Source organism: Kitasatospora sp. NPDC004799 (assembly GCF_040609095.1).
Taxonomy (GTDB): Bacteria; Actinomycetota; Actinomycetes; order Streptomycetales; family Streptomycetaceae; genus Kitasatospora.
This window is the reverse complement of sequence record NZ_JBEXJK010000135.1, coordinates 1-19,274: the sequence shown is the minus strand read 5'-3', so window position 1 is coordinate 19,274 and position 19,274 is coordinate 1. Positions and strand designations below refer to the sequence as shown.

The 19,274-nt window shown below is 71.5% G+C and carries 12 protein-coding genes and 3 pseudogenes; 9 read left to right on the top strand and 6 right to left on the bottom strand.

Annotated elements, in window-relative coordinates; translation table 11 throughout:
* The 3 genes and pseudogenes from ABZW03_RS18785 to ABZW03_RS18775 form a co-directional block, all read left to right on the top strand.
* Positions 1-411 (top strand): annotated as a pseudogene (locus tag ABZW03_RS18785) (hypothetical protein); the annotation flags it as partial.
* 272 nt (positions 412-683) lie between these two features.
* The gene (locus tag ABZW03_RS18780; RefSeq protein WP_355259053.1) at positions 684-1,193 is read left to right on the top strand and encodes an RICIN domain-containing protein; all 510 of its coding nucleotides are present in this window, start codon (positions 684-686) and stop codon (positions 1,191-1,193) included.
* 873 nt (positions 1,194-2,066) lie between these two features.
* Positions 2,067-2,342 (top strand): hypothetical protein, encoded by a 276-nt coding sequence (locus tag ABZW03_RS18775; protein ID WP_355259050.1) that lies wholly within the window; start codon positions 2,067-2,069, stop codon positions 2,340-2,342.
* A gap of 29 nt (positions 2,343-2,371) precedes the next feature.
* Here ABZW03_RS18775 and ABZW03_RS18770 read toward each other — a convergent pair.
* Positions 2,372-2,568 (bottom strand): annotated as a pseudogene (locus ABZW03_RS18770) (IS21 family transposase); the annotation flags it as partial.
* A gap of 224 nt (positions 2,569-2,792) precedes the next feature.
* On the opposite strand from ABZW03_RS18770, the gene ABZW03_RS18765 reads away from it, so the two are divergent.
* From ABZW03_RS18765 to ABZW03_RS18755, 3 genes are all read left to right on the top strand, one after another.
* Positions 2,793-3,290, top strand: coding sequence for a hypothetical protein (locus ABZW03_RS18765; protein ID WP_355259059.1), 498 nt, complete (start codon positions 2,793-2,795; stop codon positions 3,288-3,290).
* Positions 3,291-3,828: 538 nt separating this feature from the next.
* On the top strand, positions 3,829-4,692 hold the full coding sequence (locus ABZW03_RS18760) for a polymorphic toxin-type HINT domain-containing protein (RefSeq protein ID WP_355259047.1): 864 nt from the start codon (positions 3,829-3,831) through the stop codon (positions 4,690-4,692).
* Position 4,693: 1 nt separating this feature from the next.
* Positions 4,694-5,170, top strand: a complete 477-nt coding sequence (locus tag ABZW03_RS18755; protein ID WP_355259044.1) for an Imm1 family immunity protein — start codon at positions 4,694-4,696, stop codon at positions 5,168-5,170.
* A gap of 259 nt (positions 5,171-5,429) precedes the next feature.
* Here ABZW03_RS18755 and ABZW03_RS18750 read toward each other — a convergent pair.
* Positions 5,430-5,561, bottom strand: a pseudogene (locus ABZW03_RS18750) (helicase associated domain-containing protein); the annotation flags it as partial.
* Here ABZW03_RS18750 and ABZW03_RS18745 point away from each other — a divergent pair.
* Positions 5,500-5,844 carry an ALF repeat-containing protein gene (locus tag ABZW03_RS18745; RefSeq protein ID WP_355259056.1) on the top strand — a complete coding sequence of 115 codons (345 nt, stop codon included), beginning with the start codon at positions 5,500-5,502 and terminating at the stop codon, positions 5,842-5,844. The pseudogene ABZW03_RS18750 and the gene ABZW03_RS18745 sit on opposite strands and share 62 nt — an antisense overlap.
* A gap of 204 nt (positions 5,845-6,048) precedes the next feature.
* Here ABZW03_RS18745 and ABZW03_RS18740 read toward each other — a convergent pair whose 3' ends face one another.
* Positions 6,049-7,572, bottom strand: coding sequence for an acyltransferase family protein (locus ABZW03_RS18740; RefSeq protein WP_355259041.1), 1,524 nt, complete (start codon positions 7,570-7,572; stop codon positions 6,049-6,051).
* Positions 7,573-9,910: 2,338 nt separating this feature from the next.
* Between ABZW03_RS18740 and ABZW03_RS18735 the strand changes: the two genes are divergently transcribed.
* Together ABZW03_RS18735 and ABZW03_RS18730 are read left to right on the top strand one after the other, a co-directional pair.
* A complete protein-coding gene (locus ABZW03_RS18735) occupies positions 9,911-10,438 on the top strand; it encodes an RlpA-like double-psi beta-barrel domain-containing protein (protein ID WP_355259038.1) in 528 nt (175 codons plus the stop codon).
* 1,591 nt (positions 10,439-12,029) lie between these two features.
* Positions 12,030-12,395, top strand: coding sequence for a hypothetical protein (locus ABZW03_RS18730; protein ID WP_355259035.1), 366 nt, complete (start codon positions 12,030-12,032; stop codon positions 12,393-12,395).
* Between the two features lie 481 nt (positions 12,396-12,876).
* Here the strand turns inward: ABZW03_RS18730 and ABZW03_RS18725 are convergent, their stop codons facing one another.
* From ABZW03_RS18725 to ABZW03_RS18715, 3 genes are all read right to left on the bottom strand, one after another.
* Entirely contained in the window at positions 12,877-13,029 is a 153-nt protein-coding gene (locus ABZW03_RS18725; RefSeq protein WP_355259032.1) for a hypothetical protein, read from the bottom strand.
* Positions 13,030-13,999: 970 nt separating this feature from the next.
* Complete coding sequence (locus ABZW03_RS18720; protein WP_355259029.1) at positions 14,000-14,779, bottom strand: hypothetical protein; 780 nt, start codon at positions 14,777-14,779, stop codon at positions 14,000-14,002.
* A gap of 43 nt (positions 14,780-14,822) precedes the next feature.
* Positions 14,823-16,427: an ISL3 family transposase gene (locus ABZW03_RS18715; RefSeq protein ID WP_355259026.1), complete on the bottom strand. Its 1,605-nt coding sequence runs from the start codon at positions 16,425-16,427 to the stop codon at positions 14,823-14,825.
* Positions 16,428-19,274 lie beyond the last annotated feature (2,847 nt).

Genomic DNA, 19,274 nt, shown 5'->3' with positions numbered 1-19,274 from the left:
GGCATCGAGTGGCCCACCGACACCCCGCAGCTCTCGGCCCGCGACGCGGTGGCGCCCTCCCTCTCGGAGGCCCTCGCCACCGGCCTGCTGCTGATCGGCTCCCTAACGGCCGACGATCGGCTGCCGACCGGATTCCGATCGGCCCGCTATCGGCTGGCCTGCCGATCGCCCGCCGATCCGCAGCCGATCGGGAAACCGATCCTGACCTGCGAAAACCGATCCAGCCGATCAGATCCGCCAACCCCTCCCCAGCCCCGGAACGGGACCCGCAGCGCCGGGCCGGGCGGCCAGGACGCCGCCAGGATTCACGGGCCACCGGGCCGCCCGGGGCCCGCACCGCACCACCGCACCGGCCGGAGCGGCAGGCGCGGCAGGCGCGGGCGTTTGAATTCGATGGTCATTTTGAGATGAAGAGCCGGGTATTTCGAGTTGGCCTAATATCTCCTCTAGGTTCTCGCGAGTGTCTGGCAGGGTTGGGGCTGGCCGGTTCGAGTGGCAGGGAAGATTCGTGATCCAAGAACGACAGGCCGATGGTTGTCGGGGTGTTGGTTTGGAGCCTTCGACGTCTCTTTCGTGTCGGTTGGTTCAGATTTTCCGATCTTCATGTCGCGCGACTGCTGAGTCGGCGCCTGCCGCCTGGATCTCTCTGAATGGGTGGAGTTGTGAATAAAGTCAGGTCGCTAATGGCGGTGCTCGGCTCCGGGGTGTTGATGGCCCTCGCTCTTCCCGGCGTACCTGCCGCTGCCGCTCCGGCATACGTGAGTCTGCAAGTGACGAATATTCAGAACTACTATACCGGGCTCTGCATCCTCGCTCCCTCCACGGGAAGTGAAATCGCTCTTGTGCAGGCGCAATGTGCAGGCTATGCGGATCAGAAATGGGAATGGCAGACAACGCTCAGCAATCATGGCATTAGCACTACCTTCAGGAACTCGAACAGCGGGTACTGCCTGCTCGCGCGGGGACAGCAGGAGGCGCGCCAGATACCCTGCGACGTTGCCGGGCAGGATGCCCAATGGTATGAGGACATCATCGACTCGGGAGATCCGCAGTGGGAGCGGATATGGAACAGGGCGACAGGTAAGTGCCTGGTCCCTGATCGAGGGGGCTTGAACGGCCTAATCGTGCAGGCCGATTGTGATTTCGGACGGAACCCTCCTCTCGACCAGCGGTGGCGGCTCAAGAACGTCTAGAGCCCGGTGCCCGATTTCGGGACGGAGAGTCGGGAGTGCTGATCGACTCTTTCGCCCAGGGCTGTGGCGCGCAGGGCGGCGGCGAGCCGACGTACGGCAGGGATCGTCCGGGCTCGCCACGTCGTCGTGGCCACCGAACAGGACAACCCCGAGCGCGCCCGGTCGTCTGGCTGCCGCGCGGGCGCCGGAACGGACGGGCGCCGCGCTGCTGCGCCCGCGGGACGGCGTTCTCGCGCTCGGCCGTGAGCTGGACGAGCGAAGCCTCGGCGAAGACGCCGCGGAGTGCCGACGGTCCGCGGAACTGCTGGAGCGGCTGGGGGTCTGTCTGCGCCCGCCGAGCGCTGCCATCGTTCCCCGGCCCACGGCCGAGCAGGTGGTGGCCGCGATCCAGACCGGCCCGGCCATCGCCAAGGCCGCGGCGGGGCCCTTCACGAGACCGTACGGTGAACCACCGCGCCAGGGGGAGGGCGGCGCGGCGGAACTACGACTCCCGGCCGGGCTGGCTGGACCACCCGCTTGCCGTACCCGGGCTGGCTCACTGTGCCCGGCTGCCGTCCCGGCCGTCGTTCGGCCTGCTGCCCGCGCCGGGGCCGTTCTGCCGTCGCTCCGGGAACCAGGGCGACAGCCGTACTGCCGCGGCGCTGCGCCAGATTGTCCCGCCCCTGGCTCCGTTCGCCCCGGTCCCGGCCGCGGGCCTGCTGTGCCGGATCGACGTCCTGGTCCTGGTAGCGCTGCTCGCCGTCACGCCGTCCCGGTGCCGCGGTCCGGGGCCTGCTCGCCGACCGGTCCGGGGCTGGGTTGCCGTCGTGCTGCGCTGGCTGCCGTTGGCCGGCTGTCGTTCCTGTTGTCCTGAGGGTCGGGTAGGTTGCCCGGATGAGTGACATGGACCCGTTGGTGCCCGTTCTCGTCGGGCTGGTCGTCGACACGGTCCGGTTCCTCGACGGCTGTGAGGACGACGAGGTCGATCCCGACTCCGCGGTGACGATGATGGAGAGCGTGGCCGGAGTGCTGCAGCGGCTGCCGGAGGACCAGCTCGACCGGTTCCTGCGGGCGCTCACGGATCTGGCCGAGTCCGAGTCGGACCCGCAGCGGCGGGAGTTCCTGGAGTCGTTCCCCGGCGCCTGCGGTCTGGTCGACGACGAAGACTGAGCACTGGCCGGGGGCCGAGCCGGGTCGGCTCAGTTCGAGCCGAAGCCTGACCAGGCGGAAGGGCCCGGCTGCGGGTTGTGGGTCTCGCTGCGGCGGATCGGCTCGACCCGGTCGTGCTCGCCCTGGTGGCCAGGATCGACAGCAGGTCGCCCTCGGCGAAGCGGCCCACCGTCGCGGCGGTGCCGAGCAGTTCGGCCAGGGCGATGGCGTCGGCCATCTTCGCCCGGGGACCCGCTCGTCCGCCAGCGCTCGCCGTCCTGCTGTGCCGGGTCGTCCCGTCCCGGCTTCGGGGCTGCTGCGCCGGGGCGCCGGCCGGCCCCCGGCTGTCCCGGCCGCCGACCCGCCCCGCTGCTCGTCCTCTCGCCGGGGCGCCGTCCGTCCCTGGCTGCGGGGCCTGCTGCGTCGCGCCGCTGTCTCCGGGGCGGCCGCCGGGGCGGTGTCCTGGTCCTGGTGGTGCTGCTCGGCGTCGTGCTGCGCCAGGCCAGCGCGCCGTTCGGGCTGGGGCCGCGGTCCAGGTGCTGCTCGGCTGCTGCTCGTCCGACCGCGGGGCCGGTTGCTCGCCTCCGTCCCGGCCGCGGGGCTGTCCTCCAGGGCCCGCCCGTCGGTCTGCTGCCCACCGTCCGTCCCCGCCCCGGCTATCCCGGCCGCCGGGCCCGCCGCGGACTGGGTGCCCGCACCAGGCCGTCGCCCAGGCCTCGCTCGCCGGCCGCGCCCACCGTCGCGCTGCACCGGCTCGACGCCCTGCTCCTGACCACGCTGCTCGCCGTCGTGCCGCGCCCGCCCCGGTTCCCGGCTGCGGGGGCCGCTGCGGCCCCGTCCCGGCTGCGGGGCCCGCTGTTCGCCGTGATGCTGCGCCCGGGCCGTCGGCCGGGGCCTCTGCTCGCCAACGCCGGCCCCGTCGCCGCCGTCCTGGTCCTGCCCGCCGTCCCATGCTGTGCGGCGGGGTGAAGCCGCAGGATCTTCGGCGGGCGGGGTGGAGCTTCGTCTCCGTGGCCGGAGGATTTGCTGCTCGCCGTCCGGGCCGACGCCGCTGCGCCCGTCCGTCCTGGCTGCGGGGCCACCGCTGTGCGGCCGTCCCGGGGGCGCCCGTCCCGGGTCGGTGTCCTCGTCCTCCTGGTGGTGCTGCTGCTCGCTGCTCGTTCTCACACCGGGCCGTCGTCCAGGAGTCGCTCGCCGGCCGGGGTGCGGCGGGTGTCGGTGTGTGCGCCGGGGTGGGAGAGGGGAGTGAGCGGTGGCGAGCTTCCGTGCGCCCGGTGGTAGGAGTGCGTACTCCTTGCCGGGCTGATTACTGGGGGATTTCATTCAATAGCTGTGCGCAACTGTGCGCGTGGAGTTCGAGGCGCCGTGACGGACCTCCGCGGTCCATCGAGCGAAGAAGGCCGGGCCGATCGGCAAGAAGGTCGTTGAGTTCCTCGAACGGGTCTACTCCAAGATCGCGGGGATTTGCGAAAAGAAGAACAGTTTCCCGGCTGGCACCCGTGTCCTGATGGGCGATGGCGGCCAAAAGCCGATCGACCAAGTTAAGGTCGGCGAAAGCGTTCTGGCCACGGACCCACTGACGGACCAGACCGCAGCACGTACCGTAGAGAACGTCATCTACACCCCGGATGATCAGGACTTCACCGACCTCCGAATTCAGAGCGACAACGGTAACGGCAGTCTCACCGCAACCGACCACCATCCCTTCTGGGTCGAAAAAGATCAGAAGTGGGTCGACGCAGCCGATCTCCACAACGGCGACACGCTACGAACCCCGAATGGCGCCGATGCCACCGTCTCGGAGGCCACACAGCGTAAGGGCCTTGACGCAGCTTTCAACCTAACCGTTGAGGGCTTTCACACCTATTACGTACTGGCTGGCGACGCGCCAGTTCTCGTCCACAATGATGTCGACTGTTTCGCCCCGTTCACGACCGACAACGTCGGTGCGATTGCGCGAAAGGCTGGCCTCAAAACTCGTTCGGATGGAGATGAGACAGCCGGGTTTGCACGAGTCGGAAAGAAAATCATCGACGACCTCGCCAGTGGCCGGAAAAAGGACGAGGCCGAACTGGTTGCTTGGGTCAAAGCGGCAACCAAGGAACTGACGGGCCGAGTCTCCGGGCGGGCGTCTGATCTTGAGGTAAAGTGGGTCGCCAGGATGCATCTGGAAGGAATAGATGAAGCCGACCTGGTGATCAACTATGAAACTGGCCCTTGCATGCAGCAATTCGGATGCAACGATGTCCTTGATATGCTTCTCCTTAAGGACGAGAAGAAGCCAAAGGGCCTCACGGTCTGGTTTCCTATGCCTGGCGGAGTATGGAAATGCAAGGGTTATGGAACCCATAAGGGGCGGTGTGCCGACTAATATGAAGGAAATTGCCGAATTCCGGTTCAGGCCGGATCACATGGAGAGTCCCGGCCATCTCAATTCTGCCGATGATGTCGACGTTCTGATCGAAGAACTTCTCACCGGCTCGACATACGAGAATCTGGCCCAGATCATTCACCTTTCCAGAGATGGTGTTAAGCCAAGGATTCCGGGATACAATCTTCCCGAGCTGCCGGATCATGACTTCCAGGTAGGAGTGGATAGGGACCTGCAAGTCGGGGTTCTGCTCTTCATTGATGGAACTGGAAACTTTGTATCGGCAGGGCCTCCGGAATCAAGGAATTCGCCCGTGTACTTCATTGCGGGGCATCGGACCGAATTCCGTGATCAGGTCGAGATTCCCATCGACCTTGTGCGAGAGGCCGTGAAGGAGTTCCTGCTCTCCGGAGGGCAGCGCCCTACTTGCATCAGCTGGAAGAATCAGTATCCGGAGGATGACCTAAATACAGCTTGATAGCTTTGTCGCCTCGCCGATATCAGCGGCGAGGCGACAACAGGTCGAGCGAGAAGCACGGAACTGTCGTGGGAAGCCTTATAGGTTGGCCTGCGGGTCAGGATAGCTGGCTCGCTGAGAAAGCCGATGGTCGAACCCGGCCAACCAGGTGAGGTGAAGCCAGACCGCCGCCCCCCAGGGCGGCGGTCTTCTAATGCGTTCTCAGGGCCCCGGCAGCATACCGCCGGGCAAACAGCACCGGCCCGAGCGCGGCGGAGGCCTACCAGGCCACGCCCAGGGCCTCCAGCTGTCCGACCTGCTCGGCCGACAACCTGTCCCGGCGGGTCTTGGTGTTGTTGAGCCAGGCGCCCAGCGACAGCCCCTCGCCGGTCTTGTACGGGCGCGGAACACGGGCGTGGCCCTCTCCTCGACGAACTCGGCCAGCGCCGCCAGGTGAAGCTGGAACCGGTCCGCACGGGACACCTTCGGCTTCGCCGCGGCCGCAGCCTTCGCGGCCACCAGCTCGGCGTCGGCCTCGATGCCGATCGCCGCCAGCAGGTCCCGTTGATCGGTCTCCAGCTCGGGCCAGCTGGCCCGCTGGCGGTGACGCGCTGCGCGCGGCGGCGCTGAAGGCCTTCGAGGGCACTCCGGAGGAGATGCGGTACTTCCTGGAGGTCGGCCGGTACAACGTCTGACCGGCCGGGCGCCCCTGCCATGCCGCTACGGCAGGGGCGCCTCCCGCGCGCCGACGCGAGGGGCGTGGCCATCGACGTGCGCCCGCAACCCCCACCCCGTTGGCCAGGATCGACACCGCACGGATCGACCGGACTGCGCTGGTCGCCGGCTCCTGGACCTGGGCCCGGGCATGGGAGGAGGCCGTCGGCGCGGGTGGGACGAGGTCAGCGGGAGTCAGGGGCGGGCTGCTGTGGGGGGTGGGTGTCCCGGGGGGTGAAGGCGGTGGCCCAGGGGGTGGTGACGGTCTCCGGGATTCCGCGGGGCCGGGTGGCGGGCTGCGGGAGGGGCTCGGCGGCGCGGAGTTGGTCGATGCTCTTCGTCATGCCGGCCTTGAGGCGGGGTGTCAGGGGCCTCTCGATGAGCCGGTGGGCCAGCCAGGAGGCGACGAGCATGCCGGCGGTGACGATGGCGACCGCCGTCCAGGGCTTGGTGCCGTGGTCGTAGAGGGCGCGCAGGGCGGTCCAGCCCATGGTCTCGTGGAGGAGGTAGAGGGGGTAGGTGAGGGCTCCGGCGAAGGTCAGCCAGCGCCACTGGATCCGGGAGCCCCAGCCCAGGGCGACCCCGATCATGACGAGGTAGGAGAGGCTGGTCAGCAGGACGGCGGGCCAGGTCGGCAGGTCGACGCGGCCGAGGAAGCGGCTTACGTTCACCTGGTGCTGGAGAGTGTAGAGGACCGAGACGATCCAGCTGATCCCGACGATGCCGAAGAGCATCAGGTTGGGACCGTACCGGTGGACCAGGTAGAGCGCGAGGCCGGCGACGAAGAACGAGGAGACCTGCGACATCGCGAAGAACTCCAGGACCGGCGACTTGGTGCTCTCCGAGACGATGCCGGCGACCGTCCAGATCGAGCAGAAGGCCACGATCCGCCGGTAGGTCACGCCCCGCCAGACCACGATGGCGAAGAGCAGGTAGAAGCGCAGCTCGATCCAGAGCGTCCAGTAGACGGCGTCGACGTGCTTGATGCCCAGGCCCTCCTGGAACATCGTCAGATTGGCGAGCACCTGCTCCGGGGGAAGCGGCTGGCGAACGAGCGGCCACATCGTGACGACCGCGGTGGTGAGCAGGACGGCGAACCAGTACGCGGGGTAGAGCCGGATGACCCGGGAACGGACGAAGTCGCCCACCGGGCGGCCCCAGCTGCTCATGCAGATCACGAAGCCGCTGATCACGAAGAACAGGCAGACGCCGGTCCACAGATAGGCGCCGAGGAAGGAGGCGCGGTGGAACACCTGCTCCACCGGCTGGCCCCAGGCACTGTCCGTGGCCGAGCCGCCGCCGCCGTAGCCGACGTAGTGGTGGAAGACCACCATCAGCGCGGCCAGGATGCGCAGTCCGTCCAGGACGGCGAGCCGGCCGCCCTTCGCGGACTTGTGGCGGCCCGAGGAACCTGATCGTTGCCGGGGGAAAATAGTCACGGCAGAAGATAGCGCACAAACGTTCCCGTGCCCGGTATGGGCCCGGATTGCCGACGGGGCGGGGCGGAGATCGGACGGGGGCGCCGACGGCTCACTCCGGGAGCTCGGCGGCAGGGTCCGGACGACGGCGAGGGATGCCACGGCGGCGGCGAAGCCGAGGATGGCGCCGGCCGCGACGTCGCCCGGGTAGTGCACGCCGGTGCGGACCCGGGAGTAGCCGACCGCGGCCGCCACCGCGCCGAGCGGGACCGCCATCGGCGGCAGTAGCACGCCGGAAGGGCACGCGCATGGAGATGATCAGCACGGCGTCGTTGTCCATCGTTGCCGTCCCGTCGTGCTGGCCGCGGTCCTGGCCTCGCCGTCGTCCGGGGCCGTCCCGGGCTGCTGGGTGCCGCCGTTCCGGTTGGACGGCTGGGTGGCCGTCAGGCCGCCTCGGGGGCTGTTCTGGGTGTGGGGGCTGACTCACCGTTTTTGGTGAGTTGGCCCTGTTCTGTCGTATTTTTGCGACGCCCACTCACCGTTTTTGGTGATCCGACTCACCGGAAATGGTGAGTGGGGGCCGGGGTGGGGCCGCGGCTGCTGCCGGTGCCGGCGATCGACAGGAGCCAATTGTCCTGGCCGCCGTCCGGGGTAGCCGACGCTGTCCCGGTGGCCGCTGTCCGGGGTGCTGGTGGCCGTCGGGAAGGCCGGTTTTCTCGGCGGTCTGGTCCTGGTGGTGGTGTTCGGCGGTCGGGTGGCCGGTGCGGGGGTGCGAAGCGGGGCCGTGTTGCGGGTCTGACCAGGCGTTATGCGGCTGGGAGCGGGTGCGGGTGGGAGTGTTGCACCGGGCTGGGCCGGTTCGCTGGCCTCGGCTGCCCCGCTGGCTCGTCAGCACCTTCCGGGCGCTCTGTTGCTGGGCCGTGGTCAGGTGAAGAGGTCGGGGCGGGGACAGGACTCGAGGGGGTGGTGGGGGCGGTCCGCCCATTGCCACCAGACGTGGCCCCGAGGGCAGCCCCAGACGGCGCGGCACGTGCGCTTGCCGTCGTCGTCCCGCTTGAAGAGAGCCATGGCCAGCCCTGTGAGGGGCTGGCCGCATGTCGGGCAGGCCGGCGTGTTCTGGCCGGAGGACACGGCAGGCACGCTACCGGCCACAGCTTGGTCCGCCCCGCCGCCGCTGCGCCCGTCTCGGTCGTCTGCCGCCTGCCCCGGCCGCCCGGTGCCGTGCCCGGCCCCCCGTCGGCTGCTGCGCCGACCACCACCGTCCCGGCCTGCTGCTCGGCGTCGTTGGTGGCTGCCCGCCGCCGTCCAGGCCCTGCTCGCTGATGTCCTGCTCGGTTCCGGGACGCTGGGTCGTGCCGCCGCTGCCGTGCTGCTCGCCGACGGGGCGCGTCGCCGCCGTCCAGACCTGCTCGTCGCCGCGGTGCCGTCCGGGCGGACCGACCGCTCGCCGCCGTCCGGCCGCTGCCCGCTGACGTCCCGCTCGGTCTCGGCGTGCTGCGCCGTGCCGCCGTCCGGGACCTGCTCGCCGGTGCGGTGTTGCCGCTGCTCGCCGTCCTGGTCCTGCTCGTCGTGCGGGAGCTGTTCGCCGTCGTCCTGCTCGGTCCCGCTGTGCGGGACCGAGGCTGGGCTGCCCCGCCCCGCTTGCACTGCTGCGTCTTCGGGTGCTCGCTCCCGCGTCCGGCTGGTGCCGGCCGCGCGGTGGTGCGGGAGGGCAGGGGCCAGGACCTGCTCGCCGTCCGGGCCGGCCCCGCCGACGCCTGCCGGGGCCCGCTGCTCACCGACCGCCGTCCAGGACCCGCTCGTCGGCCGCCGCCCGTCGCTCGGGTCGGCCCCGCCCAGGGCCCCGCCGTCCGGGAACTGCTCGCCGGGCCGTCGCCGCCGCCTGCTCGCCGCCGCGTCGGCCTGGCCGCTGTCCCGGCCGCCCGGTCAGCGCGCCACCCCGTCCCCACCGTCGTGCTGCGCCGGGCCTGCTGTCCTGCTCCTGGGCGCGCTGCTCGCCGCCGTCCTGGTACGGGCCGGGGCCGCCGTCCGGGAGCCGCTCGTTGCCCGCTCGCTGGCCCCGCCGTCCCGTCCCGGCTGCCCGGCCCACTGTCGGCTGCTGCGTCGTGCCGCCGTCCTGATCCTGGCGATGCTGCTCGTCGTCGTGCTGCGCCCGGGCCGCCTCGGCCTGTTCGCTCGGCCCGCCTGCTGCGCCCGGTGCCGTCCGTCCGGGGCCTGCTTGTCCCGGCTGCCCGCCGACGCTGGACCCGCACCGCTGCGCCCGCCCCGTCCCGCCGACGGCCTGCTGTACGGCCGTCCCGGGGGCGCCCGTCCGGCCGGCCCCAGTTCTCCCGCCGTCGGGCCGCCGTCGACTTGGTGATCGCGCCGTGCCGCCGTCCCGGTGCCGCTCGTCGGCCGCTGCTCGTCGTCCGGGTGCCTCGCCGCATGGTCGCCGTTCCGGTCCGCTGCGCGGTGAACGTCCGGGGCGTGATGCCCGTTGAACTGGTGGGCGGGTGGGTGGTGTACGGCCGACGTCTTCGTGTCGTGTCCGGCCGCCGCTGGTCGGTGAGGACGGGGTGTGCCCGGAGGGCAGCTCCGCCGCGATGGTCCGGCTCACGCCGTCCAGAGCGAAATATCCAGGAAGGGAACCATGGGAACGACAATCGCGAAGGCAGCGCCGGCCGTGCTGATGGCCTCCGGCGTATTGCTGTTGGTCACTGCCATCCCCTCTGCCGCCACGGACTTCAGCGGCAGGGCGACCTACTACGCCCCTGGAATGGGGGCATGCGGCTGGGTGTCAACCCCGGACCAGAACATTGTCGCGCTGGACAGCAGCACCTTCACGACCGCGCTCTGTGGACGGAAACTCACCGTCACATACAAGAAGAAGTCGATAACCGTGACCGTGGTCGATGAATCCCCGATCGCGCCGCGGCACGGTCTGGACCTGTCGGAAGGGGCATTCAAGAGGCTCGCCTCAACCGATGACGACCATATATATGTGACGTGGCACTGGGTCGGCCTCGAGCCCGCTCCGGTCTTCACGACCCCGAATCCCTGGACACCCCAGCCGCAGCCCACCACCCCGTGGCATCCGGGCACCCGGCCGATGCTTGCCGCACAGCCCGCTCCCCAGCCGAATTCCGACGCCGCACGGCCTTCACCCCAGCCGCGCTGAGCCAGGCCGCACCTCGCGAGTGCCAACGGCATGCCGCCGTCGAGGACCGGTCAGCCTGGCGGCAGTGGGCGGAGGGCCGCCCGGTCCGGCCGGTTTGTCCGGGCCACCAGACCCCGCTCGACGCGGCGCAGGCCGAGGCGAACGCGGCGGGGATCCGGGTCGCGGCCGAGGACGGCGGCCGATTCGTCGCTGACCCCTGCATGACCGGCACCATGGTCGACCCGGGCACCGTCCTGTATGGCGACGACCACCTCCGCAGGCTGCTCCGGTCCGGCCTGGCCGAGCGTCTCGGGGCGGTCGAGCGACTGCGGCCGGGGACGCGCTGTGTGCCCGGCCCCGGTGGGGTCCTGATCCACCGGGGCCGACCACCGCCCGTCGGCCTGCTGCTCGCCGCCGGGCCCGCTGTCGATTCGGTGACCACGCCGTGCCGTCGTCCAAGCCCCGCCCGCCGGCCGTGCCCACCGCCGTGCCGTCGTCCAGGCCGCCGCCGTCCTGGTCCTGGGCGCGCTGCCCGCCGTCTCGCGCTGCTCGCCGCCGTCCGGGAGCTGCCCGGCCGTCCCCGTCGGCCGCTGCGCCGGGCCGCCGTCCGTGCCGACACCTCTTCCGCACGGCAGCAGCCGTGCGGAAGAGGTGTCGCCGCCAGCGCGGGGCTTGCCCGGCCGTTCTGGCCTGCACTGTTCGGTCCGGCTTGCCCGCTTTCTCTCCTACCGTCGGTGCGCTTCTCGGTGCGTCGGTCCGGCCAACCCTCCAGCCCTTCCTGCAGCCCACCCTGCAGGCAACCGCGGTCGGCCACTCGTGCCCGGCGGCCCACCACCGTGCCGGTCGGCGTCGGTCGGGCTGTGCCTCAGTGCCGTCCCGGCCGACGACGACCAGCTGCTCGCCGTCGTGCTGCGTGGTGCTGCCGTCCCGGCTGCGGGGCCAGCTGCTGCGCCGGGTCGCCGTCCTGGCTCTGCTCGTTGCTCGTCCTCGCGCCGGGCCGCCGTCCGAGGCCTGCTCGTTGCCGTCCTGCTCGGGCCCGCTGTGCGGGCCGAGGCCGGGCCGCCGTCGTCCCGCTCGTACGGCTGCGTCTTCAGTTCTCCGACCCGCACCAGCGTGTCGCCTTCGTCGGCCCGCCCTCGCCGGGGAGAGTGACCAGGGCCTGCTCGTCGGCCTGCTGCTCGCCATCCGGCCGGCCCCAGCTTCCGCCGCCGGGTGACTCGGTGACCGCGCCGGGCTGTTGCCCAGGCCCCGCTCGCCGGCCGCGCCCACCATCGCGCTGCACCGGGTCGACGCCCTGCTCCTGGCCGCGCTGCTCGCCGTCGTGCCGCGCCGTACCGAGGTCCTGGACCCGCTCATCGGTGGCTGCTCGCTGTCCGGGCGGGCCGCGCCGGCCCGGACGACGACCCCCGTGCCGCGCCGCCCCGGTCCCGGACGCAGGGCCCGGCGCGTCGCCGTCCTGGCCTGCTCGTCGCCGCGGTGCTGCCGAGGCCGCCGTCCGGGCGGGCGCGTCGCCGCCGTCCGGGAGCTGCTTGCTGACCTCCCGCCCGGTACCGTCGTGCTGCCGGGTTGCGCCAGGACAGTCCGGATGGCGGCGAACCGCGAGGATGGACCCATGCCTGCCGTGCCCATCGAACCTCGCCCCCTCAACGACTCCGAGCGAGCCGTGCTGGAACATCTCCTGAAAGCCGACTTCGCCGACGCCCCAGCACTGCGCGGCCAGCTGGACCACACGAAGGTGGTGGCCACCTGGGGGCCCGGGTCGGTGAGCGTCGATCTCCAGGTGCGCGGACTGGAACAGCATCCCGCCGCGCCGTCCACGCTGCTGCCGACCGGTGCCACCGTCTACGACCGTTCCGGCGAGTACATCGGCGAACTACTGGTCTGGGCCGAGGCAGGCACGACCCTGTCGGCCCTGGAGTACGTCTGGGTCACCGACGACATGCCGACCTCCTTGCCGTCCATCGACCAGCTCCGGTGAGCAGCTGAACGCTGCTCGGCACGGGACAACCGGCCTGGCCAACTACCCGGCTGGTGCCAGCCGTGCGGTAGCGCGGGTCGACCGTCCTGCTCGCCGACCGCGTCGTCGCCGCCCGGGCCTGCTCGCCACCGTCCGCGAGCTGCTTGTTGGCGTCCTACTCGCCGCAGTGCTGCGCTGGGCCGCCAGGCCTGCCCGCTGCTCGCCACCGCGTCGGCCGGGCCACCGTCCAGGACCCGCTCGACGTCCCGGCGCTCCCGGCCGAGGCCCTGCTGCTGCCGCCCTGCCCGACGATGTCCTGCTCGGCCCCGGTGGGGCCGCTCACCGCGACGCTGCGCCGGACCGCCGTCCGGTCCGGGGCTCTCCCGTACGGCTGTTACGTGCGGAAGAGGTGTCGGCGCGGGCTGCGGACTCGGCTCCGGCCCGGCTCTTCCCCACCGCCAGCTGCTGAGCAGCTGTGCGGCGGGGCCGTGTTGGCGGGCCGTCAGGGCTTGCGGCGGATGGTCCCGGCGGCAATCCACTGGACCAGGGTGACGGCAAGGTGCACGGCCGCCTGCGCTGCTTTGAGAGTGACGGGGGCACTGGTCAGCCCGCCGGGATGCCGGTCACGGTGCCCCTCCCACAGGAGCGTGACCATCGCCGTGAACGCCTCGGGGCCCGCCGGCGCCGCGTTGACCAAGGATCACGAGCTCGAACTGGTCCGGATGGCTCCGGAGCTCGCGCAGGACAGTACCAAGCGTCGGCTTGTCCTTCGGCGGCAGGAGCACAGGGGGATCGCGACGTCCTCGACGGCCCGCCCGGCCGTCCCGGCTGCCCGCCGACGCTGGACCCGCGCCGCTGCGCCCGTCCGTCCCGGCTGCGGGGGCGGACGGGCGGCCTTGCCGGGGCTGCTGGGCCGGGTCGACGTCTCCTGCTCCTAGCCGCGCTGCTCGCCGTCGCGCTGCGCCCAGGCCGCCCTGCTCGCTGCTCGCCACCGCGCCGGTCGGACCGTCGTCCCGGATGCTGTGCGCCGCCCGGCGCGGCCTCGCCCTCGCCCTCGCCCTTGGACCCGGCGCCCGGGCCCCACCGACCCACCGTTTGACCGCTGGCTTCGGACCTGAGGCCACTTGCTGCTGTGCTGCCGCCCCCGGGGCCGCTCGTCCCGGCTGCGCGCGGCCGCCCTCGTCGTGCTGCGTCCGGGCCGTCCCGGTCCCGGCTGCCAGTGCCGCCGTCGGGCCGCCGTCCCGGCCGGCCGTTCACCGCGGTGCTGCCCGTTGGGCCGCCGTCCTGGCCTGCTCGTTGCCCGCCACCGCTTCGGCCGGGCCGTCGTCCCGCCCGCCGGCGGAGGCCGCGTCACGGCCGTCTTGCTCCTGCCCGCCGTCCGGGGCACTGCCTACCGGCCGCCTCCTCCGCCGCCATCCGCCGCCAGCCCCGCCGTTCCGTCCCGGCTGCCCGGCCGTCCCTCGTCGGCTCCTGTGCCGTGCCGCCGTCCTGGGCGACGAGGGCCAGCTGTTCGCCGTCGTGCTGCGCCCGGGTGGCTTTGTTCATGAGTTGCGGTTCTGGCTCAATTTTTGTGGTGCCGCCACGCTGAGTGACAGCTAACAAGTCGGGCGCTGCGAGTCCCCACGTCAGAACGGCGGATCTTCGGTGTCACCTCCAGTCCCGTGGTTTGCCAACCAGTAGTCATAATCGGCCAGGCGTGCTTGCAATTCACGGGATGCGATGTCGTTCGCGTCTTCAAGATCACTGGTGTCGTAACCCCAGGCGTTGAGTGCATCCAGGGCGCGGTCGCGGTGGTAGCGGTTGGTGCTGGTGGTCAGCAGGTAGCGGGCGTGTTCGACCAGCTCGGCCCGGTGTGTAATAAGCCTGCGGTCCTTTGTGAGGGGGATGGCTGCCACGAGGGCCTCGTCGCGTACTTTCGCATTGTCATGGCCGAGGAACGGCTGAACTGCGGAGTAGATAGCCGGCCGCAGGTTCCTAAAGGTGCGCGTGTCCGGGCATGCTTGGAGAAAACCTTCGCCGAAAAGGTACTCGGCGTCGTAGGCGGTGGCGCCGAGCCTGTTCAGTAGCGACGCGCGGGTGGGATGGCGTGATGGCACGTCAGCGTCGTGGTCGAGGTCGCCCACTTCGGTGGCCGGATGGTTGAGGATGGCTGCGAAGTACAAAGCCACCGGCACGGTGACTTCGTAGATGGTGTTCTGGTGGTCCACCTCATCGCTCACGTCCTTGACGGCGGCTGCCCTGGCGGCCGGGTTGGGGTCGAGGAGACGCGCCAGGGCGACCGGCAGGGATGCGCCCGTCCCGTAGGGGGTGGCGAGCGATGCCCAGTCTGTACCCTCGAGAAGCTCCTGATAGTGGGGCAGCCTGTCGGGATGGATGCACTTTGTCCAGCTGCCGCGGTTGGTCACAGGCCGAGGCTATAGCGTCGCCACGAGAGCGTTGTGCGTGGTGTCACCCACTGAGCAGGACACGCTTTCGTAAGAGATTGAACCCGGCGCGGCCGAACATCTGGCGCTTGAGCATCTTGATCCGGTTGACGTGGCCTTCGACGACGCCGGAGTTCCAGGGCAGGGTGAGTCCTGCGATGACGGCGGCGCGGTCGCGGTCTATGCCGGCGGCGAGGGTGTGGAGGCTGGGCAGGTCGTCCTGGCGGACGGCGTCGAGCCATTCCGGGAGACGCCCGCCCTGGCGCTCGGTGAGCATGACGGCGAAGGAGCGGACGTGCCGGGTCAGGGCGTCGAGCTCGGGGCAGTGGGCCAGGATGGTCTTGAGTTGAAGCTGTTCGGCCTCCGACAGCGCCGTGGGCCGCCGGAGGATCCAGCCGGCGACGGTGCGGGGCGCCGGCGGCAGGGCGGTCACCGGCCGGGGCGAGGTCCGCTTCCGCCGCAGATAGGCGCTGACACGCTGGTAGCTGCCCTTGTAGCCGAGTGGGACGATCTCCTCCCAGAGCTTCCAGGCGTTGGTGCAGCCCTCGTTCCAGCGATCGTCGAGGTAGGGCTTGTACTCGTCCAGGACGGACGGGCAGTTCTGCCACTGGCCCCGGAAGAACTCCTCTGGGTCCGCAGCGTCAGCCAGGGCTTTGACTGTGCGCCAGGTCATGCCGAGCTGCCGTTGGATGGCGCGTCTGCTGTGCCCCGCGGCCAGCAGGGCGTGCACCTCGGCGTGCCGGACTCGGGTGCGGTCGGCGAACCGGTAGCCCGTCGGCCAGGGCTGGTCCACGTTCTCCTCCCGGCCCGCAGGCTCGACAGCGACGTCTCGACCGGGCAAAGGAGTTGCGGCGTGCAGGCATTGCCGGTGGCGGGCGACGGCCCGCTCGGCCGCTTCGCTGAGGTTGTGCCACAGGTGCCAGCGATCCGCAACCTGGATGGCCTGCGGTGCTCCGGCGGTGGCGCCCTCGGCGAAGAACGGCGCACGGTCGCGACAGACGACCTCGACACCCGGCCGCGCGGCCAACCAGGCCGCCAGACTGGACGCCTCCCGATCGGGCAGCAGGTCCACCGGCCGGCGTGTCTCGGCGTCGACCAGCACCGTCCCGTAGGCACGGCCCTTGCGTGTCGCGTACTCGTCGACGCCCACCACCCGCGGGGCCGGCGGCTGCGGATCGGGAAGCTCTCCGACCAGCCGCAGCACCGTGCTCCGGCTCACCGACACCCCGAACACGGTTGCCAGCCGGGCACCGGCCCGCCCGGCCAGCGCCAGGCCGACCGCAGCGAGCGTCGCCCGCAACTGCTCGGTCCACCGGCCGTGGCGGCGGGTCAGCCCTTCGATCTGCTCGACGAAGGTCCGCCGCCCGCACGACGGGTCGCCGCACACGAAGCGCCGCACCCACAGGCTCAGCCGGACCTGCCTCCCTCCGACCGGACCATCAACGGGAAACCGCAGGTAGGAGCTGTGCACCCGGGTCGACCATCCACCGCACCCCGGGCAGCCGTGCCCCGCCGCCGAAGACTTGACCCGCACGGTCACCAACTCGACGTCCACATCGACCGACAGCACCGCAACACCCACGACCGACGGAAACAGCAGCCCCTCCAGCCGGGGCACCAGATCATCCACGGTCCCGCACTGTCAGCCATCACGACCCGGCCACTGGCGAAATCCGGGCAACTTCCCGACTCCGACCGCACCGCCGCATAGTCACTCACCGTGCGCAGACCACGGAAGTTGAGCCAGAACCGCAACTCGTGGACAGAGCCACCCGGGCCACGTCGGCCGGGAGCTGCCCGGCCGGCGCGCCACCTCGCCGTCCAGGCCGCCGCCGCGTCCGGCCGCCTGCTGCGCGCCGGGCCGCGACCGTCCAGTCCCGGCTGAGGGGTCAGAGCGGGGCCGCCCCAGGGACCCCTGCGCAGTCCCCGGGCGGCGACGGCCGACCGCTCGCCGCCCCGCTCGCTGGCCCCTCCGTCCCGACCGTCCCCCGTCCGCTGCTCGCCGTCGTCCTCGGCGTCGTCCGGGACCGGCTTCTCGACACCCTGCTCACCGCGATGCCGGGCCTCCGTCCGGGCCAGGACCGGCCTGCCCGGGGCCGATGCGGTGGATGACGGTCGTACGTGCCGCCGTGCTGCGCCGTCCCCGTCCCGGCCGCGGAGAACGCTGCGCCGGCTCGACGTCCTGAGGGTGCTGCCGGCCGCCGTCCAGGGCCCGCCCGTTGGCCGCTGCGCCGGGCTGCCCGCCCGGGGCCAGCCTGCGGTCGACGGCTTCGCCGGGCCCGCCGTCCGGTCGGGAAGGCCGGCGGAACTTCGGGCTGGACGCCGCGCGAGCTCGCAGGGAAGTTGTCGGCGTCCCGGAACAGTATCCGCCGACCTCTTGTCCCGTAGGTCAGCCCCCGCGCACGACCCGTAAGGCAGGACGCCGTCCTCCCACGCCGACCGCCGGCTGGACGCCACCGCGTGAACATCACCCCCGCCAACGCGCGGACCGGACCAGGGCCGCAAGCGCCGCCTCGGCGGGTGGGTCAGCCGGCTCGTCGGTGCACCGGGAACGGCAGCGGGTGCTGCCCGTGAGCCGCTGCCAGTTCGGCTCGGCGTTCCGCAGCAGCGGCTTGCCATTGCTCAGGGTTGCAGTCCCGCTCAGCGCGCTCGGCGCATCGTGCGCACCGGCCCGCTTTCAGGCCGTTCTCCAGGGCGCTTGCGAGGCAGCTGCCACCGCGGGCCAGCTCAAGCCACAGGGTCGGCCGGCCGGCCCGGGTCAGCCGCCGACGGGCCTGGTGGCTGATCCGGCCGCCGGTCACCCGGACCACGAGTGGCCATGGATCTGCTGCGGCTTCCTCCGGCACGCGCGCCTCCGCTCCCGCTGCCGAGCCTGGAGCACACCATCCCACGACACGGGCCGTGTCCATCAGCCAGCGGGGTGAGTGGCGCTGCGCCGGGCCGCCCCCGGCCTGCCCGCTGGCGGGCCGTCGGCCTGGCCGCCGCTCCGGGACCCGCTCGCTGCCCGCTGTCGCGCCCTGGGGCCTGTCCGCCCGTACACCCGCCCGGGGCCCTGCGCCGCCGCCGTCCTGGTCCTGCCCGTCGTCGTGCCTGCCGTCCTGGGGCCGGCTTGCTGGTCGACGGCGACCCTGCTGCGCCGGCCCGCGTGCCCCGGCCGCCGTCCTCGTCGTCCGGCCGTCACGCTCGCAGCGCTCCGTCCAGGGCCTGCTCGCCGCTTCGGCACCCGCGCGTCCCGGCTGCGGGGCCGGGTGTTCGCCGCCGTCCGCTCGGCGGCGGTGGTCCTGCTCGCCGCTCGCTGTCCCGGCTTGGCTGCCCTGGCGACGACGGCCGGCTGCTCGGTCACGTCGTCCCGGCTGGCTGCCCGTCGTGCTGCGCCCGAGCCGTCGCGGCTGAGGGTCGATGCGCCCTGAGCCGCCGTCCGGGCCGGCCGCCGGGGGCTGCGTACCGTAGCCCGGCCGCTGCTCGTCGACGTGCTGCTCGCCCCGGCGCTGTCCCGGCCGCGGGCCGGCTGCTCGTCGTCGTCCTGGTCTTGGTGGTGCTGTCGGCGTCCTCGGCGACGTCCAGGGTCTGCTCGCCGCCGTCCCCGGGGCCAGGGCCCGCCGCCCGACATCCTGCTTTGCCTGCTCGGTCGGCCTGGTGGTGCTGTTCGCCGTGCCGTTGCGGGCCTGCTCGTCCCGGCTGCGGGGGACTGGGTGCTCGCAGCCGTCCCAAGTGCTGCGCCGGGGCGCTGTCCTGGTCCTCGTCGTGCTGCGCCCGGGCCGCCCCGTCACGGCTGCGCGCCGTCCCGGCTGGCCCCGGGGTTCCGGGCGGTCGGTGTCCTGCTCGCCGCCGTGCTGCGCCTGGTCCTGGACGGCGGGTCGGGGCCAGGACGGCGGGGATGGGTTTTTCCCATGGGTTTTTGATGGTTTTTTGCATGGGCGGGTTGGGGGTTTTACTGGAATTCTGCGCCCTATCGTCAGCGGTCCGCTGAACGGATTTTCTGAGGGAGTGTGGGGTGGATTCCCTGGGGCTACACAGGGGCCAGGGTGATGCATTGTCAGGGCGCGGGGCCGGTCGCGTGGTCGGGTGCGGCGGATTTGGTGACGGCGGCATTCTGAACCGGGATTGGTGGCCATTCCAGGGGCGTTTCGGGTCCTGCTCCGGACCCCAACTGGTCTGTACCACTCAGTACCGGTGGTTGGTGACGGTTCGTGGCGTCGAGATGGGGAGGGGTTGCGCCGGGTATGGCTGTGTGTCACTATCGGACGGCGGACCGGGAGGGCCGGCTCCGAGGCGCCATCGAGGGCGGGAAGGCGGCGACGAAGCCGAGACCCCACCGTTCCTCCCAGTCAGCAAGGCGCACGGAGTGCGCCAAAAACCCCAACTGACCAGTAGTAACACCAGACAAGGCCAGCCAGACATCCGGCCCGAAGGGCCCCGGCGCGGACGCGCCGACCTCCACCCCGACGACCACCAGGCCGCCGAGCCAAACAGATCG

Bases quoted from the DNA above. Each gene is read 5' to 3' on its own strand.
- ABZW03_RS18780 (WP_355259053.1), top strand. From the start codon at position 684: ATGGCGGTGCTCGGCTCCGGGGTGTTGATGGCCCTCGCTCTTCCCGGC.
- ABZW03_RS18775 (WP_355259050.1), top strand. From the start codon at position 2,067: ATGAGTGACATGGACCCGTTGGTGCCCGTTCTCGTCGGGCTGGTCGTC.
- ABZW03_RS18760 (WP_355259047.1), top strand. From the start codon at position 3,829: ATGGGCGATGGCGGCCAAAAGCCGATCGACCAAGTTAAGGTCGGCGAA.
- ABZW03_RS18755 (WP_355259044.1), top strand. From the start codon at position 4,694: ATGAAGGAAATTGCCGAATTCCGGTTCAGGCCGGATCACATGGAGAGT.
- ABZW03_RS18735 (WP_355259038.1), top strand. From the start codon at position 9,911: ATGGGAACGACAATCGCGAAGGCAGCGCCGGCCGTGCTGATGGCCTCC.
- ABZW03_RS18730 (WP_355259035.1), top strand. From the start codon at position 12,030: ATGCCTGCCGTGCCCATCGAACCTCGCCCCCTCAACGACTCCGAGCGA.
- ABZW03_RS18725 (WP_355259032.1), bottom strand. From the start codon at position 13,029: ATGGTCACGCTCCTGTGGGAGGGGCACCGTGACCGGCATCCCGGCGGG.